At 70.2% G+C, this 14,564-nt stretch carries 17 protein-coding genes; 12 read left to right on the top strand and 5 right to left on the bottom strand.

Annotated features, from left to right (window positions below; genetic code table 11):
- Nucleotides 1-17 precede the first annotated feature (17 nt).
- The 12 genes from puhA (at nt 18) to HZ992_RS06675 (ending at nt 9,980) form a co-directional block, all read left to right on the top strand.
- Nucleotides 18-785, top strand: coding sequence for a photosynthetic reaction center subunit H (gene puhA / locus HZ992_RS06730; protein ID WP_209385898.1), 768 nt, complete (start codon nt 18-20; stop codon nt 783-785).
- A complete protein-coding gene (gene puhB, locus HZ992_RS06725; RefSeq protein ID WP_209385897.1) occupies nt 782-1,504 on the top strand; it encodes a photosynthetic complex putative assembly protein PuhB in 723 nt (240 codons plus the stop codon). The genes puhA and puhB overlap by 4 nt, the downstream gene beginning before the upstream one ends.
- A gap of 14 nt (nt 1,505-1,518) precedes the next feature.
- Nucleotides 1,519-1,968 (top strand): photosynthetic complex assembly protein PuhC, encoded by a 450-nt coding sequence (puhC, locus tag HZ992_RS06720; RefSeq protein ID WP_209385896.1) that lies wholly within the window; start codon nt 1,519-1,521, stop codon nt 1,966-1,968.
- Nucleotides 1,969-1,979: 11 nt separating this feature from the next.
- Nucleotides 1,980-3,056 (top strand): magnesium-protoporphyrin IX monomethyl ester (oxidative) cyclase, encoded by a 1,077-nt coding sequence (gene acsF / locus HZ992_RS06715; RefSeq protein WP_209385895.1) that lies wholly within the window; start codon nt 1,980-1,982, stop codon nt 3,054-3,056.
- Between the two features lie 23 nt (nt 3,057-3,079).
- A complete protein-coding gene (gene puhE, locus HZ992_RS06710; RefSeq protein ID WP_245213375.1) occupies nt 3,080-3,931 on the top strand; it encodes a putative photosynthetic complex assembly protein PuhE in 852 nt (283 codons plus the stop codon).
- A complete protein-coding gene (locus HZ992_RS06705) occupies nt 3,906-5,462 on the top strand; it encodes a phytoene desaturase (protein WP_209385894.1) in 1,557 nt (518 codons plus the stop codon). The genes puhE and HZ992_RS06705 overlap by 26 nt, the downstream gene beginning before the upstream one ends.
- Nucleotides 5,443-6,531 carry a phytoene/squalene synthase family protein gene (locus tag HZ992_RS06700; RefSeq protein WP_209385893.1) on the top strand — a complete coding sequence of 363 codons (1,089 nt, stop codon included), beginning with the start codon at nt 5,443-5,445 and terminating at the stop codon, nt 6,529-6,531. The genes HZ992_RS06705 and HZ992_RS06700 overlap by 20 nt, the downstream gene beginning before the upstream one ends.
- An 11-nt stretch (nt 6,532-6,542) precedes the next feature.
- Nucleotides 6,543-6,710, top strand: coding sequence for a hypothetical protein (locus HZ992_RS06695; RefSeq protein ID WP_209385892.1), 168 nt, complete (start codon nt 6,543-6,545; stop codon nt 6,708-6,710).
- Complete coding sequence (locus HZ992_RS06690) at nt 6,694-7,941, top strand: Coenzyme F420 hydrogenase/dehydrogenase, beta subunit C-terminal domain (RefSeq protein ID WP_209385891.1); 1,248 nt, start codon at nt 6,694-6,696, stop codon at nt 7,939-7,941. The genes HZ992_RS06695 and HZ992_RS06690 overlap by 17 nt, the downstream gene beginning before the upstream one ends.
- A 96-nt stretch (nt 7,942-8,037) precedes the next feature.
- The gene (gene pufB, locus HZ992_RS26110; protein WP_209385890.1) at nt 8,038-8,190 is read left to right on the top strand and encodes a light-harvesting antenna LH1, beta subunit; all 153 of its coding nucleotides are present in this window, start codon (nt 8,038-8,040) and stop codon (nt 8,188-8,190) included.
- Between the two features lie 15 nt (nt 8,191-8,205).
- On the top strand, nt 8,206-8,433 hold the full coding sequence (locus tag HZ992_RS06680) for a light-harvesting protein (RefSeq protein ID WP_209385889.1): 228 nt from the start codon (nt 8,206-8,208) through the stop codon (nt 8,431-8,433).
- A 104-nt stretch (nt 8,434-8,537) separates the two neighbouring features.
- Nucleotides 8,538-9,980 (top strand): PucC family protein, encoded by a 1,443-nt coding sequence (locus HZ992_RS06675; protein ID WP_209385888.1) that lies wholly within the window; start codon nt 8,538-8,540, stop codon nt 9,978-9,980.
- 140 nt (nt 9,981-10,120) lie between these two features.
- Here the strand turns inward: HZ992_RS06675 and HZ992_RS06670 are convergent, their stop codons facing one another.
- The 5 genes from HZ992_RS06670 to ispH all read right to left on the bottom strand — a co-directional run bounded on the left by HZ992_RS06670 (nt 10,121) and on the right by ispH (nt 14,560).
- Complete coding sequence (locus HZ992_RS06670; protein ID WP_209385887.1) at nt 10,121-10,369, bottom strand: hypothetical protein; 249 nt, start codon at nt 10,367-10,369, stop codon at nt 10,121-10,123.
- Between the two features lie 13 nt (nt 10,370-10,382).
- Nucleotides 10,383-11,093 (bottom strand): carotenoid 1,2-hydratase, encoded by a 711-nt coding sequence (locus tag HZ992_RS06665; protein ID WP_209385886.1) that lies wholly within the window; start codon nt 11,091-11,093, stop codon nt 10,383-10,385.
- 134 nt (nt 11,094-11,227) lie between these two features.
- The gene (gene crtD, locus HZ992_RS06660) at nt 11,228-12,805 is read right to left on the bottom strand and encodes a 1-hydroxycarotenoid 3,4-desaturase CrtD (protein WP_209385885.1); all 1,578 of its coding nucleotides are present in this window, start codon (nt 12,803-12,805) and stop codon (nt 11,228-11,230) included.
- Nucleotides 12,795-13,592 (bottom strand): spheroidene monooxygenase, encoded by a 798-nt coding sequence (locus HZ992_RS06655; RefSeq protein WP_245213374.1) that lies wholly within the window; start codon nt 13,590-13,592, stop codon nt 12,795-12,797. Before HZ992_RS06655 ends, crtD begins: the two co-directional genes overlap by 11 nt.
- Nucleotides 13,589-14,560, bottom strand: a complete 972-nt coding sequence (ispH, locus tag HZ992_RS06650; RefSeq protein WP_209385884.1) for a 4-hydroxy-3-methylbut-2-enyl diphosphate reductase — start codon at nt 14,558-14,560, stop codon at nt 13,589-13,591. The genes HZ992_RS06655 and ispH overlap by 4 nt, the downstream gene beginning before the upstream one ends.
- Nucleotides 14,561-14,564: the final 4 nt, after the last annotated feature.

Here is a 14,564-nt window from a genome sequence, read left to right as displayed (position 1 = left end):
AAGAAGGAGAGCATCCCATGGGAACCGGAGCGATCACCCAATACGTCGACGTGGCGCAGCTCGTGCTGTACCTGTTCTGGATCTTCTTCGCCGGATTGATCTACTACCTCGCGGCCGAGAACCATCGCGAGGGCTACCCGATGGAGACCGACGGCTTCAGCAAGGCGACCATCGGCGGCTGGCCGGTGCCCGGCCCGAAGACCTTCAAGCTGTCCGACGGCCGCGAGGTCAGCGTGCCCAACCTGCTGCCCGATCCGCACGTCTTCTCCGCCGAGCCTGGCCACGCCTACGCCGGCGCGCCGCTGGTGCCGGTGGGCGACCCGATGTTCGCCGCCGTCGGCCCTGGCGCCTATGCACGCCGCCACGATGAGCCGGACATCGACTTCCTCGGCCACCCGCGCATCGTGCCGATGCGCCTGATGAGCGGATTCGAGGTGGCATCGAAGAGCCCCGATCCTCGCGGCATGCCGGTGGTGGGCGCCGACGGCCAGGTGGGCGGCAAGGTGCACGACCTGTGGGTCGACCACTCCGAGAACATCGTGCGCTACTTCGAGGTCGAAGTGCCCTCGCCCACCGGCCCGCGCCTCGTGCTGCTGCCGGTGACCTTCGCGCGCGTGCACCGTGACCGCATCGCGGTGAAGTCGGTGATGGGCCACCAGCTGTCCAGCGCGCCGGCGCCGCGCCAGCCCGACAAGGTGACGCTGCTCGAGGAAGAGAAGATCTGCGCCTACTACGGCGCCGGCACGCTGTACGCCGAACCCGGCCGCGCGGAGCCGCTGCTGTGAAAGTCAGCCAACGTGCAGGCGCCGTGCGCGAGCACGAGCACGAGCCGGTGCACGGCCTGCCCGAGGCACTGCCGGCCGACGAGCGCGTGCTCTGGCAGGGTGCGCCGGACTGGCGCGCGCTGGCGGTGCGCGCCTTCCACGTGCGCAAGCTGATCGTCTACTTCGCGCTGATGCTGGCGCTGCGCGGCTCGGTCGTGCTCGCCGACGGCGGCAGCGCGATCGACGCGATTCGCGCGGTGGCCACGCTGGCGCCGCTGGCGCTGCTGGGAATCGGCCTGACGCTGCTGATCGCCTGGTTGTCGGCGCGCAGCACGGCCTACACGCTGACCAACCGGCGCGTGGTGATGCGCATCGGCATCGTGCTGACGCTGAGCTTCAACCTGCCCCTCAAGCGCATCGCCGCGGCCGAGATGGCGCCGGCGCCGCGCGGCACCGGCGACATCGCACTCGATCTGGCCGGCAACGACCGCATCGCCTGGCTGCAGCTTTGGCCGCATGCGCGTCCGTGGCACCTCGCCAAGCCGCAGCCGATGCTGCGCTGCGTCCCGCAAGGCGCGCAGGTCGCGCAGTTGCTCGCGCAGAGCTGGTCGCAGGTCACGGGCCTGGACGTGCAGCCGATCGACGCTGCCGAACCGCTGCCGCCGCTGCCGGAATCGCAGCCGCAGCCGCAGGCGGACGACGGCCGCGCGATGCCCGGCACCGCCATGGCCACCCGCTGAACGAGGCCCGCACCATGTCCACCTCGCACGCTCCCGCCCCTCTTCCCCGTGTACCGATGCTGGCGCTGGCCGCGCTGGTGCTGATCTCGCTGATCAGCGTGGCGGTGGTGCGCTGGTCGGGCATGTCGGTGCACACGCCGGATGCCCCACCGGTGGCCACGCGGATGCTGCGATTCGAAGACCGGCCCGACGGCAGCATCGCGGTGATCGACGCCGCCGATGGCCGCCTGCTCGAGCGTGTGCAGGGCGAGCAGGGTTTCCTGCGCGGCTCACTGCGCGCGCTGGCGCGCGAGCGGCGCATGCGCGAGGTCGGCGCGCTGCCCCCGTTCGAACTGGCCGCACGCGCCGATGGCCGCCTCACGCTGATGGACACCGCCACCGGCGCGCGGCTCGACCTCGAGTCCTTCGGGCCCACCAACGCCGCCGTGTTCGCCCGCCTGCTGACGCTGCACAAGAACCCCTGAGGAGACAAGCCATGGAAGCCACCCACGCCATCACCAGCGCGCAGGACGCCGAGGCCAAGGCCAAGCAGGAGACGCTGCTCACGCCGCGCTTCTACACCACCGATTTCGCGGCGATGGACCGCATCGACGTCACGCCCATCCGCGCCGAGTGGGACGCGATGATGGCCGAGTACGAGGGCGACAACAACCACGACCACTTCCAGCGCACGCCGGAGTTCGCGGAAGAAGCGCGTGCGCAGATGGCGCAGATGACGCCCGAGCTGCGCCAGGAGTTCCTCGACTTCCTGATCAGCTCGGTGACCTCGGAGTTCTCCGGCTGCATCCTCTACAACGAGATCGCCAAGCACATCGAGAACCCGGACGTGAAGGCGCTGATGCGCTTCATGGCACGCGACGAATCCCGCCACGCCGGCTTCATCAACCAGAGCCTGAAGGACTTCGGCCTCGGCCTGGACCTGGGCGACCTCAAGCGCACGAAGAAGTACACCTTCTTCAAGCCCAAGTACATCTTCTACGCGACCTACCTGTCCGAGAAGATCGGCTACGCGCGCTACATCACCATCTTCCGCCAGCTCGAGCGGCACCCGGAGAAGCGCTTCCACCCGATCTTTCGCTGGTTCGAGCGCTGGTGCAACGACGAATTCCGCCACGGCGAGAGCTTCGCGCTGATCATGCGCGCGCATCCGCAGCTGCTGCGCGGCCCGAACACGCTGTGGATCCGCTTCTTCCTGCTCGCCGTGTACGCCACCATGTACGTGCGCGACCACACGCGGCCGCAGCTCAAGCAGGCGATGGGGCTGGAGCCCACCGAGTACGACTACACGGTGTTCCGCATCACCAGCGAGATCTCCAGGCAGGTCTTCCCGATCAGCCTGGACATCGACAACCCGGCCTTCCGCGCCGGCATGGACCGGCTGTTCAAGCTGTCGCAGCGCATGGACGCCGCCAAGGCGCGCGGCGGCCTCGTCGGCAGGCTGCATCAAGCGGGCCTCGCCGTCGCCGCCGTGGCCACTTTCGCCCGCGTCTACCTGCTGCCGGTACAGCACCACGAACTGCCGCGCGATGTGCGTGTGGCACCGGCGTGGTAGGACAGACAGCTTAGGAACCGGCCGTGTCGACACCCTTGCTGAACGTGGCCCTGCCGGTGCTGTTCGCCGTGTTCGTCTGGTGGTTCTCCACCGGCATCGTGCTGCTGCTCGACGGCCTGCCGCGCACCACCTTCCGATGGAGCCACCTGCTGTCGACGCTGCTCGGCCTGGGCGCCTTCGTGGGCCTGGCGCACACCGCATCGCAGACCACGCCGGCCGGGGCCTTCTGCGCCTTCACCTGCGCGCTGCTGCTGTGGGGCTGGCACGAGCTGAGCTTCCTCACCGGCTGGGTCACCGGGCCGCGCCAGCATGCAGCCGACCCGGGCGCGCAGGGCTGGCAGCGTTTCGTGCAGGCGGTGCAGGCGATCCTCTGGCACGAGCTGGCGATCCTCGGATCGGGCCTGCTGGTCGTCGCCATCACCTGGGGCGCACCGAACCAGGTCGGCATGCAGACCTTCGCCGTGCTGTGGGTGATGCGCATCAGTGCCAAGCTGAACGTCTTCCTCGGCGTGCGCAACCTCAGCGTCGAACTGCTGCCGCCGCACCTGGCCTATCTGGCGAGCTTCTTCCGCAAGCGCGCCATGAACCTGCTGTTCCCGCTGTCGGTGAGTGCGTCGACGGTGGTGGCGGTCTGGATGGTCAACGAAGCGCTGAACAGCCCCGCAGGCAGCGCGCGTGCCATCGGCTTGCTGCTGGTGGCCACGCTGCTCTGGCTGGCCATCCTCGAACACTGGCTGCTGGTGCTGCCGCTGCAGGCCACCGCGCTGTGGCAGTGGGCCATGCGCAATCGCGACGGCACTGCCGCCCCGGCGGCTCCCGAACCCCGGGTGATCGCACCACTGGACTCCGATGAAAAGCTTCTTCACGCCCGTTAGCGGCGGCGCCCCGCCGGCCGCCTCGACCGATCGCCGCGCACCGCAGGGTGCGCCGAAGGCGATCGTCATCGGCAGCGGCTTCGGCGGCCTGGCCGCGGCGATCCGGCTGAGCTGCCGCGGCTACCACGTCGAGGTGTTCGAGAAGCTCGACGGCCCCGGGGGCCGCGCCTACGTCTGGAAGCAGGACGGATTCACCTTCGACGCCGGCCCGACCATCGTCACCGCACCCTTCATGCTCGAGGAGCTGTGGGCGCTGTGCGGACGCAAGTTCGCCGACGACATCGACCTGCGGCCGATGGACCCGTACTACCGCATCCGCTTCGACGACGGCAGCTGGTTCGACTACAGCGGCGACGAGGCGCACATGCGCCGCGAGGTGGCCCGCTTCAGCCCCGACGACCTGCCCGGCTACGAGAACTTCCTGAAGGAAGCCGCCACCTGCTACAAGCTGGGCTTCGAGGAGCTCGGCGCCAAGGCCTTCGACGGCATCGGCGACCTGCTCGCCGCCGTGCCCTCGCTGACGAAGATGCGCGGCTGGCGCAGCATCTACCGCATGGTGGCTGGCCACCTGCGCAACCCCAAGCTGCGCATCGTGATGAGCTTCCACCCGCTGCTCATCGGCGGCAACCCGTTCTCGGTGACCTGCGTCTACTCGCTGATCAACACCCTGGAGCGGCGCTTCGGCGTGCACTGGGCGATGGGCGGCACCGGCGCGCTGATCCGCGGCATGGTGGGGCTGCTCGCCGAACGCGGCGTGGCCGTGCGCTGCAACGCCGAGGTGCGCCGCATCACGGTGGACAAGGGCCGCGCCACCGGCATCGAGCTGGCCGACGGCAGCCTGCACCGTGCCGACATCGTCGTCAGCAACGCCGACACCGCCTGGACCTACCGCCACCTCGTCGAGCCGCAGCACCGCCGCCACTGGACCGACCAGCGCATCGAACGCGGCCGCTATTCGATGAGCCTGTTCGTCTGGTACTTCGGCACGAAGAAGCGCTTCGACGACGTGCCGCACCACATGATGGTGCTCGGCCCGCGCTACGAGGGCCTGCTCACCGACATCTTCAAGCGCCAGCACCTGGCCGAGGACTTCAGCCTGTACCTGCACCGCCCGACCGCCACCGACCCCTCGATGGCCCCCGAGGGCTGCGATGCGTTCTACGTGCTCTCGCCGGTGCCGCACCTGGGCAGCGGCACCGACTGGGCGGCGCGCGCCGAGACCTACCGCCGGGCCATCGAGGCGCGGCTGGAGGCCACCGTGTTGCCGGGTCTGCGCGAGCAGATCGTCACCTCGCGCGTGACCACGCCGCAGGACTTCCACGACCGGCTGCTGTCCTTCAAGGGCGCGGCCTTCGGGCTGGAGCCGCTGCTGCTGCAAAGCGCCTGGTTCCGCCCGCACAACCGCAGCGAGGACGTGCAGGGCCTGTTCATGGTCGGCGCCAGCACCCACCCGGGTGCCGGTGTTCCCGGTGTCCTGATGTCCGCCAAGGCACTCGAAACGGTGGTTCCGCATGTCAGCAGTCTTGCCTGAACAACATTTCGCGCTGACGGCCCATGAAGCCGTCGCGGCAACGGACTTCGCGCCGGACTACGACCAGCGCGCCTGCCGCGAGCTGATGCGCGGAGGCTCGAAGACCTTCTTCGCCGCGTCGCTGCTGCTGCCGGCGCGCGTGCGCAGCCCGGCCAGTGCGCTGTACGCCTTCTGCCGGCTGGCCGACGACGAGATCGACCTCGGCAGCGACCCGCGGCGCGCCATGGCCGGCCTGCATCGCAGGCTCGACCACATCTACGCGGGCCGCCCGCAACCGATCGACGCCGACCATGCACTCGCGGCGGTGGTGCATCGCTTCGCCATCCCGCGCGCGATGCTCGATGCGCTGCTCGATGGCTTCGTGTGGGACACGCAGGGTCGCCGCTACGAGACGCTGGAAGACGTGCATGCCTACGGCGCGCGCGTGGCCGGTGCTGTGGGTGCCATGATGGCGCTGGTGATGGGCACGCGCGACTCGGCCGCACTGGCCCGCGCCTGCGAACTCGGCGTGGCGATGCAGCTCACCAACATCGCCCGCGATGTCGGCGAGGATGCGCGCAACGGCCGCCTCTACCTGCCGCGAGCCTGGCTGCGCGAGGCCGGCATCGATGCCGATGCCTGGCTTGCCGCGCCGCGCTTCGACGCCGCCGTGGGCAGCGTGGTGCAACGTCTGCTCGATGCGGCCGAACTGCTCTACCGCCGCTCCGAACAAGGCATCTGCGCCTTGCCGCGCGACTGCCGCCCGGCCATCTGCGCGGCGCGGCTGGTCTACGCCGAGATCGGGCGGCAGATCGAGCGCAACGGCCTCGATTCGGTCAACCAGCGTGCCGTGGTCTCGGGGCAGCGCAAGCTCGCCCTGATCGCCCGCGCCAGCGCCGCCGTGCTCAAGCCCGCCAGCGTGCAGCGCCCGTCGCCGGCCGCCTTGCCCGCCGTGCAGTACCTCGTCGATGCCGCGCGGCTGGACGAGCCGAACAGCGAGCTGCCGGCCGACATCGAACGGGTCGGCCGCGTCGGCTGGGTGATCGAGCTGTTCGAACGCCAGATGACCCAGCAACGGGGACTGCGTTGAGCGCTGCCGCCATGGACCGCTCGAACTGGCCGCTGATCCTCATCGAGGGCGTGCTGGTGTTCGGCGGCGCGCTGCTGTTCGGCTGGTGGCAGCTGCGCTCGGTGGCACGCGACGCGCGCGAGACGAAACGACGCCGCGAGGCCGAGGCCCGCGAGGAATCCGATGGACCGTCTGCCTGACAGCGTGGCCGCGCCCATGGCCGAACCGGTGCACCGCACGCTGTGCACCGACTGCGGCATCTCGCGCTCTTCGGACCCGCAGCGCTGCGGCCGCGCCTGCCAGTTCATCCAGCCCGACTACGCGGGCCTGGAGACCCGAGTGCATGGCCGCGCGCGCGACCCGTCGCGCGGCGACGAGCAGCACTTCGGCCCGCTGCGCCGCATGCTGAGGGCCTCGCTGCGCGTGCCGAGCACCGGTGCGCAGTGGAGCGGCATCACCACGCGCATCGCCGAGCGGCTGCTCGAGACAGGCGCGGTCGATGCGGTGCTGACGATGACCGCCGACGCCGACGACCGCTGGCGCCCGGTGCCGGTGCTGGTCACGCAGGCGAAGGACATGGCCGCCTGCCGCGGCATGCGCATGGGCTACGCGCCGCTGCTGTCACTGCTCGAACCGGCGCGCGAGCGCGGCTTCAAGCGCCTGGCCGTCATCGGCATCCCGTGCCAGGTGTATGCGCTGCGCGCGCTCGAGCAGGAGCTCGGCTTCGAGCGCCTGTACGTCATCGGCACACCCTGCTCGGACAACACCACCACCGAGCGCTTCCACGAGTTCCTCGCGCTGCTCACCGACCGGCCCGAGACCATGACGTACCTCGAGTTCCGCGCCGACTACCACGTCGAGATCCGCTTCGCCGACGGCAGCCGGCGCTGCGTGCCTTTCCTGCAGTTGCCGCTGTCGCAGCTGCCCTCGGACTTCTTCCCGCTGACCTGCCGCACCTGCGTCGACTACACCAACGTGCTGGCCGACCTGACCGTGGGCTACATGGGTGGCCAGGGCGAGCAATGGTTGCTGGTGCGCAACGAGCGCGGCGAGGAACTGATCTCGCTGCTGGGCGACGAGCTGCGCACCTCCGCGCTGGGCAGCGCGGGCAAGCGCGCCGGGCCGGTGCGCGGATTCCTCGCCAACGTCGAGCGTGCCGCCGGCGGGCTGCCGCTGCGCCGCATGCCCGACTGGCTGCGCCCGATCGTCGGCTGGCTGATGCCGCGCGTGGGCCCGCGCGGGCTCGAGTTCGCGCGTGCCCGCGTCGAGATGAAGGCGGTGGAAACGGTGATCCATCTTCGCCGCGAAGCGCCGCGCAAGCTTCGCAACATGGTGCCGCCACACGTGTGGCCGCTCGTCGAGCCTTACGGATTGACGCCTGCTTCGCATGAAGTTCGAGCGGGATCAAGTCAGGCAGTCAATTCTGCTTGACAGTCACATGTGTCACTTGATAATGACACTTGAGAGTTGCAGTACCCACGTGCGGGTTGAGCACGGAACCTGAAAGTCCCGAGAGGAGAACTCACTATGGCGGACCCAAACAAGGTATGGCCCACAGGGCTGACCGAAGCTGAATCCGAAGAAGTGCATCGCCACATCATTCAAGGCACGCAGATCTTCGGCATGATCGCCGCGCTGGCTCACCTGCTGGCGTACATCTATTCACCCTGGCTCAAGTAGCCGAAGGAGCACCTCATGATCTATGGAAAGATCTGGCTGGTCGTCAAGCCTTCGGTCGGCATCCCTCTGATGCTCGGCGCCGTGGCGGTGAGTTCGTTCGCAGTGCACTACGCGCTGCTGACGCACACCACCTGGCTGCCCAAGTACTACGAGGGTGGCGCCAAGGCAACGAAGGCGGCCGCAGTCGAGTCGCAGCAACCGACGACGCTCGCTCTGGTGGAGAAATCCGCCACCAAGCAGTAGCGGACCGTCGCCGTGGACAGCACGGCGGACCGGGAAGCAACACTCCCGGTCCGTGCGTGTCTGCTCCATCGAATTCGTTCTGACCGAGTCGACCCGACACCACCATGAAGAGCCTCACCCGAAGACTCGTGGTCACCTGGACCGGACTCGGCCCACGCTTCCTGCCCTTCGCCGATGCAGCGACGCCGGACCTGCCGCTGTCGCGCCTGCTGCGGCTGTCGCTGTTCCAGGCCTCCGTCGGCATGGCGCTGGTGCTGCTCGTCGGCACGCTCAACCGCGTGATGATCGTCGAGCTCCACGTGCCGGCCTCGCTGGTCGCCATCATGGTGTCGCTGCCGGTGATCTATGCGCCGGTGCGCGCCCTCATCGGATTTCGCTCCGACAACCACCACTCCGCACTCGGCTGGCGGCGCGTGCCCTTCATCTGGATGGGCACCATGCTGCAGTTCGGCGGCCTCGCGGTGATGCCCTTCGCGCTGCTGGTGCTGTCCGGCGGCGGCAATGCCTCGAACTGGCCGGCCTGGATCGGCCAGGCGGGTGCGGCCATCGCCTTCCTGCTCGTCGGGGCCGGCGTGCACACCACGCAGACCGCCGGGCTCGCCCTGGCCACCGACCTGGCGGCCGAGGAGTCCCAGCCCAAGGTGGTGGGGCTGATGTACGTGATGCTGCTGGTGGGCACCATGGTCAGCGCCGTGGTGTTCGGCCAGTTGCTCGCCGAGTTCAGCCCCGGCCGGCTCGTGCAGGTGATCCAGGGTGCCGGGCTGGCGACCATGGTGCTCAACGTCATCGCCCTGTGGAAGCAGGAGACGCGCCGCCCGCCGCGCGGTGCCGCGCCGGCGAAGCACGCCACCTTCCGCGAATCCTGGGAACAGTTCATCACACAGGCCAACGCCCTGCGCCGACTGGTCGCCATCGGCCTGGGCACCATGGCCTTCAGCATGCAGGACGTGCTGCTCGAGCCCTATGGCGGCCAGGTGCTGGGCATGAACGTCGGCGCCACCACCTCGCTGACGGCCACCTTCGCCGCCGGGGGGCTGATCGGCTTCGGCTGGGCCTCCGGCGTTCTCAGCCGCGGCGCCGATCCGTTCCGCATGGCTGCGGGCGGCGCGTTGCTGGGCATCCCGGCCTTCCTCGCGGTGCTGCTGGCCGCCCCGATGGCCTCGATCCCGCTGTTCGGCGCGGGCGTGCTGCTCGTCGGCCTGGGCGGCGGCATCTTCAGCCACGGCACGCTGACCGCGACCATGAACAGCGCACCGAAAGAACAGACCGGCCTCGCGCTGGGCGCCTGGGGTGCAGTGCAGGCCACGGCGGCCGGCGTCGCAGTGGCACTCGGCGGCATCCTGCGCGACGTGGTATCCGCGCTGGCCGCCAGGGGTTTTTTCGGCGAATCGCTCGCCATGCCGGCCACGGGCTATGCTGCCGTGTACGTGTTGGAGATCGCCTTGCTGCTGGCCACGACGGCCGCCATGGCGGCATTGATCGGCAGCCAGCGCAGTGGGGGCCTTCCCCGCGCGTTCACTGAAGAATACGAGAGGAGATCGTCATGAAGATCCACTACCTGCTTTTCATTCTCTGGGTGCTCTGGGTCGTGTTCTGGCTGTGGGGCCAGTTCAGCCGCTGGAATCGCGATCAAAATCGCGATTGAGTGGCGGGCGCTCCCGGCGCCCACTCTGCCCGGGACCCGCTCTCAGCTTCGCGGCGATCCTTGCTCGAGCCGGTCCCTGGCCAACTTGGCCAGATCGGCGACATAGCCGACCATGATCGTCCCGAAGAAGGCGCCGTTGGCGGCCAGCAGCAAGGCCAGCGGCAGGCCGCTGATGCGCATGCCGAAGTCGTAGCTGAAGACTGCACCGAGCGCCGCTGCGATCAGTTGCGCGCCCACGACCAGCCACTGGGCCGTGGAGCGAGAGTCTGCCTGTGTCGTTGTCGTCGTCATCGCCCTTGCTCCTTCATTTCACCCGCGGCATGCGCCACGGCAGCATCAGCCGTGTCGTGCGCGCCATCAGGCGCGGCACGTTCAGGGTTTCGTGCACCGACGTGACACGCTCGCCCAGCAGCGACGAGTCGAGCATCGATCGCACGTAGAACGGCGTGTCCTCCAGCGTGTGCAGCACGCGCGCCGGCTCGCCGGGCTCATTGCGCATGTGGCGGTCGATGCGCCACAGCGTGCGCGGCAGCTTCTGCCTGGCCGGCGCCTCGAAGGGTTCGGCCGCACCGTCCGCCGAGAAGCGCTGCGCGATGACGCGGTCGCCGCCGTGCTTCTGGCGCACGTCGTAGATCACCGCGGTGCTGCCGTCGCGCAGCGAGGCACGTGACCAGTCCCAGTCGGTGAACGGCCGATCGATCGGCTCGTCGCCCTCGTTCGAATCCAGGTAGGCCTCGCCGCTCCAGCGCACGCCGGGCTGTTGCAGGTCGACCTCGACGCGCGCACAGGGTGCGATCGGCCCCCACCGGTGGCGGCCGCCGTCGTCCAGCGCGGTGGCGAAGGTGGACAGGCCCCGCGGCCACACGCGCACGCGGCCGCGCACGCGCTGCGGCAGCGGCATGCCGATCTCGTCGAGGTCGAGCACCAGTGAGGCGCCGTCCCAGTGGATGCGGCTGGGGCCGACGACGAACTCGTGCACGTCTCGCGTCACGCTGGCACGGCTGCGCTCGGTCATCGTCCAGCGCTTGCCGGCGTCGCCGTACAGCGCGACGTTGATGGCGCAGTGATCCTCCGCCGGCGTCTGCGGGTCGCGCGCGCGAGCCCAGTGGTAGTACGGCGAGAAGACGCTGCCGACGAAGGCGATGATGGTCAGGGCATGGCGGCCGTCGTCGCTGACCGCGTCGACGTACCACCAGAGATAAGCACCCGGCGCGACCGGCTGGTCGAATCGAGGCGTGCCATCAGCGTCGCGGCCGCCAGTTGCCCCGACAGTGCCGCCATCGGCACGCCCGGTCCCGGATGCACGCCCCCGCCCGCCAGGTACAAGCCCTGCAGCCGGCTCGTCGAGGCGCTGCGGCGGAACGAGGACATCCAGCCGTGCGTCGCCTGGCCGTACAGCGCCCCGCCGCTGGCCGGGAAGAGCCGGTGAAAGTCGTGCGGCGTGGTTCGTATCACCTGCTGCGGCGTCATGTCGATCTGCAGACCGCATTGGCGCAGCAAGTCCAGGCTCCGTTGTTCGCATGGGTCGGTCTCCAGGGCGTCGAAGGCGCGCCGGTCGCCGTCGGCAGGGGCATTGACGAGGCACAGCAGCCGCTCGGCGCCGGACGGGCCGGTGGCGCCACCGCGGTCCTGCGCGCAGACGTACACCGTGCCGCGCCGGGGCAGTTGCCGTGCGCGGAAGATGTCGCTGAATTCGGACGCGTAGTCGTCGTCGAAGAACACGTTGTGGCGCTCGAGCGGGAAGCCCTGGGTGCGTGCGTGCACGGCCCAGGTCAGCGCCGACAGCGAGCGCTGCTCGCGCGGCAGCGAAGGCACGGCGCCGCGCGCGGCGTCGCCGAGCAGCCCCTCGGCCAGGGCCTGCGGGTCGCCATTGAAGACCACCGAGTCGGCGGCCAGTTCCTCGCCGCCGGACAGGCGCACGCCGCGCACGCGGCCGCCGGCGGTCAGGATGCGCTCGCAGGGGCTGGCGTAGCGGATGCTGGCGCCGCGCCGCTGCGCGAGCGCAGCGAAGGCCTGCGCAACGGCATGCATGCCGCCCTCCACCGACCACACGCCGTCGAGCTCGACCTGCGCCACCAGCATCAGCGTGGCCGGCGCCTCCCAGGGCGACGATCCGCAGTAGGTGGCGTAGCGGCCGAACAGCTGCTGCAGCCGCGGGTCGCGGAAGTGCCGCGCCAGCGCGCTCCACATCGAGGCGAACGGGCCGAGGCCGGCCAGCGTGGCCAGGCCGCGCGGGCCGAGATCTCTGCCCATCGACAGCAGCGTGGGCCGCTCCGAGCGGATGTAGGGGCCCTCGAGCCGCTCGTACACCGCCTTGGCCTGCCGGCAGAAGCCGAGGAAGCGCTGTGCCTCGACGGCGCCGGAGAACTCGGCGATCGCCTGCGCCGAGCGCTCGCGGTCGGCGAACAGGTCCAGCCGCGGCTCATGGCCGCGCCAGGCATGGCGGGCCAGCACATCCAGCGGCGTGAGCGCCGGCAGGTCGGCCATCGAGAAACCGGCGGCGTCGAGGATCTGCTCGAACACCCAGCGCATCGTGAAGACCGTGGGCCCGGCGTCGATGCCGGCACCGTCGACCTGCAGCCGGCGCATCTTGCCGCCGGGCGCGTCGGCCGCTTCGACCAGGGTGACCTGCAGGCCGGCGCGCGCCAGCAGCAGTGCGCTCACCAGCCCGCCGATGCCGGCGCCGACCACCACCACGCGGTGCGCGCCGGCGCGCTCAGCCGCCATACACGCGGCCCTTCCAGACGCCCTGCAGATCGAGCACCGCGAAGCGCACGAACATGGCCTCGGAGAAGAAGTCACCGGCGTAGGAAGTGCGGATGGCCAGCAGGTGCGCGCCGCTGCGCGCGTAGGCGTCCATCGCCGCCACGCTGTCCCACAGGCTGAAGGTGCACTGGCGCACCAATGGCGCCTCGCCCAGGCCGACGGCGAGTTCGCAGCCCGGCGATGCGGCCAGGGCCGCCTCGCTGGCCGGAGAAAGGCTCCAGAACGAGCTCAGGTGGCGCGGCCGGATCGATGCACGCGTGAGCGCCGCCACCGGCCCGTCGGTCGGCAGGCTCGCGGTCGGCACCATCGCGGCACCCGACCACGAGCCCTTGCTCGAGGTGGCGCGCAGCAGCGCCACGCAGCACTCCGTCGCATGCGCACGGTAGCGCGCGAGCACCGGCGACGAGTCGATGAACTGGCGCGCCGTCGTCTCGTCGTCGAAGACCAGGAACAGGCCCTGCCGTGACCCACTCGGGCGCAGGCCGAAACCGCCCTCGTGGCCGCTGCCCAGCACCTTGGAGAAACGCAGGCCGGCGACCTGGCGCAGCGGCCAGCGCTGCAACACCAGACGGGCCCAGCCCCAGGCACGCGCGATCGGCGTGTACTCGACCAGCAGCATCACCGCGACGGTGCCGGCCAGTTGCAACGGCGGCGCGATCGGCCCGCCGCGCGCGTCGCCCGAAGGCGGGCGGTCGGCGCTGACGCGCGCCACCGGCGCGGTGGTGCCGTGGGCCTCGATCGTGGTCACGCTGCCCGCCGCAACAAGGCCACGGGCAGGCGGAAGACGATGCCCTCGTCCAGACCCTCGGCCTGGCGCACGTCACCGGCGCCCAGGTCGCGCAACCTCTGCGCCACTCGCTGCACCAGCACCTCGGGCGTGGAGGCGCCGGCCGTCACGCCGATGCGGCGTGCGCCGGCCACCCAGGCCGGGTCGATGCCGCTGTCGTCCTGCACCAGGTAGGCATCCACGCCCTGCTGAGCCGCGACCTCGCGCAGCCGCGTCGAATTGGAGCTGTTGCGCGCGCCGACCACCAGCACCACGTCGACCTGCGCCGCGAGTTCGCGCACCGCGTTCTGGCGGTTCTGCGTGGCGTAGCAGATGTCGTCGGTCTCGGGGCCGACGATCTGCGGGAAACGCGCCTTCAGCGCCGCAATGATGCCGCGCGTGTCGTCCAGGCTCAGCGTGGTCTGCGTCACGTAGGCCACCGGCGCGCCAGCGGCGATCGGCAGCGCCGCGACCTGCGCGGCTTCGCTGACCAGATGGACTTCACCCTCGACGCGGCCCATCGTGCCGACCACCTCCTCGTGGCCGGCGTGGCCGATCACGACGATGGCATGGCCCTGCCGGGCGTAGCGCTGTGCCTGCAGGTGCACCTTGGTGACCAGCGGGCAGGTGGCGTCGATCACCTGCAGCCGGCGCATCTGCGACTGCTGCACCACGGCCAGCGAAACGCCGTGCGCGCTGAACACCGTCACCGCGCCCTTGGGCACCTGCTCGAGAGAATCGACGAACACCGCACCCTTGTCGCGCAGGTCGGCCACCACGTGGCCGTTGTGCACGATCTCGTGGAACACGTAGACCGGCGCGCCGTGCAGCTCGAGCGCGCGCTCGACGATTTCGATCGCCCGCACGACGCCGGCGCAGAAGCCGCGCGGCCGGGCCAGCAGCACATCGGCCGCCGGTGCGAGGATGGGCGATGCGGTGATGGGCGACATGGCC

It is taken from the genome of Rhizobacter sp. AJA081-3 (assembly GCF_017795745.1).
In the GTDB taxonomy this organism is placed as follows: domain Bacteria; phylum Pseudomonadota; class Gammaproteobacteria; order Burkholderiales; family Burkholderiaceae_C; genus Piscinibacter.
This window is presented reverse-complemented; position numbering and strand designations above follow the sequence as displayed.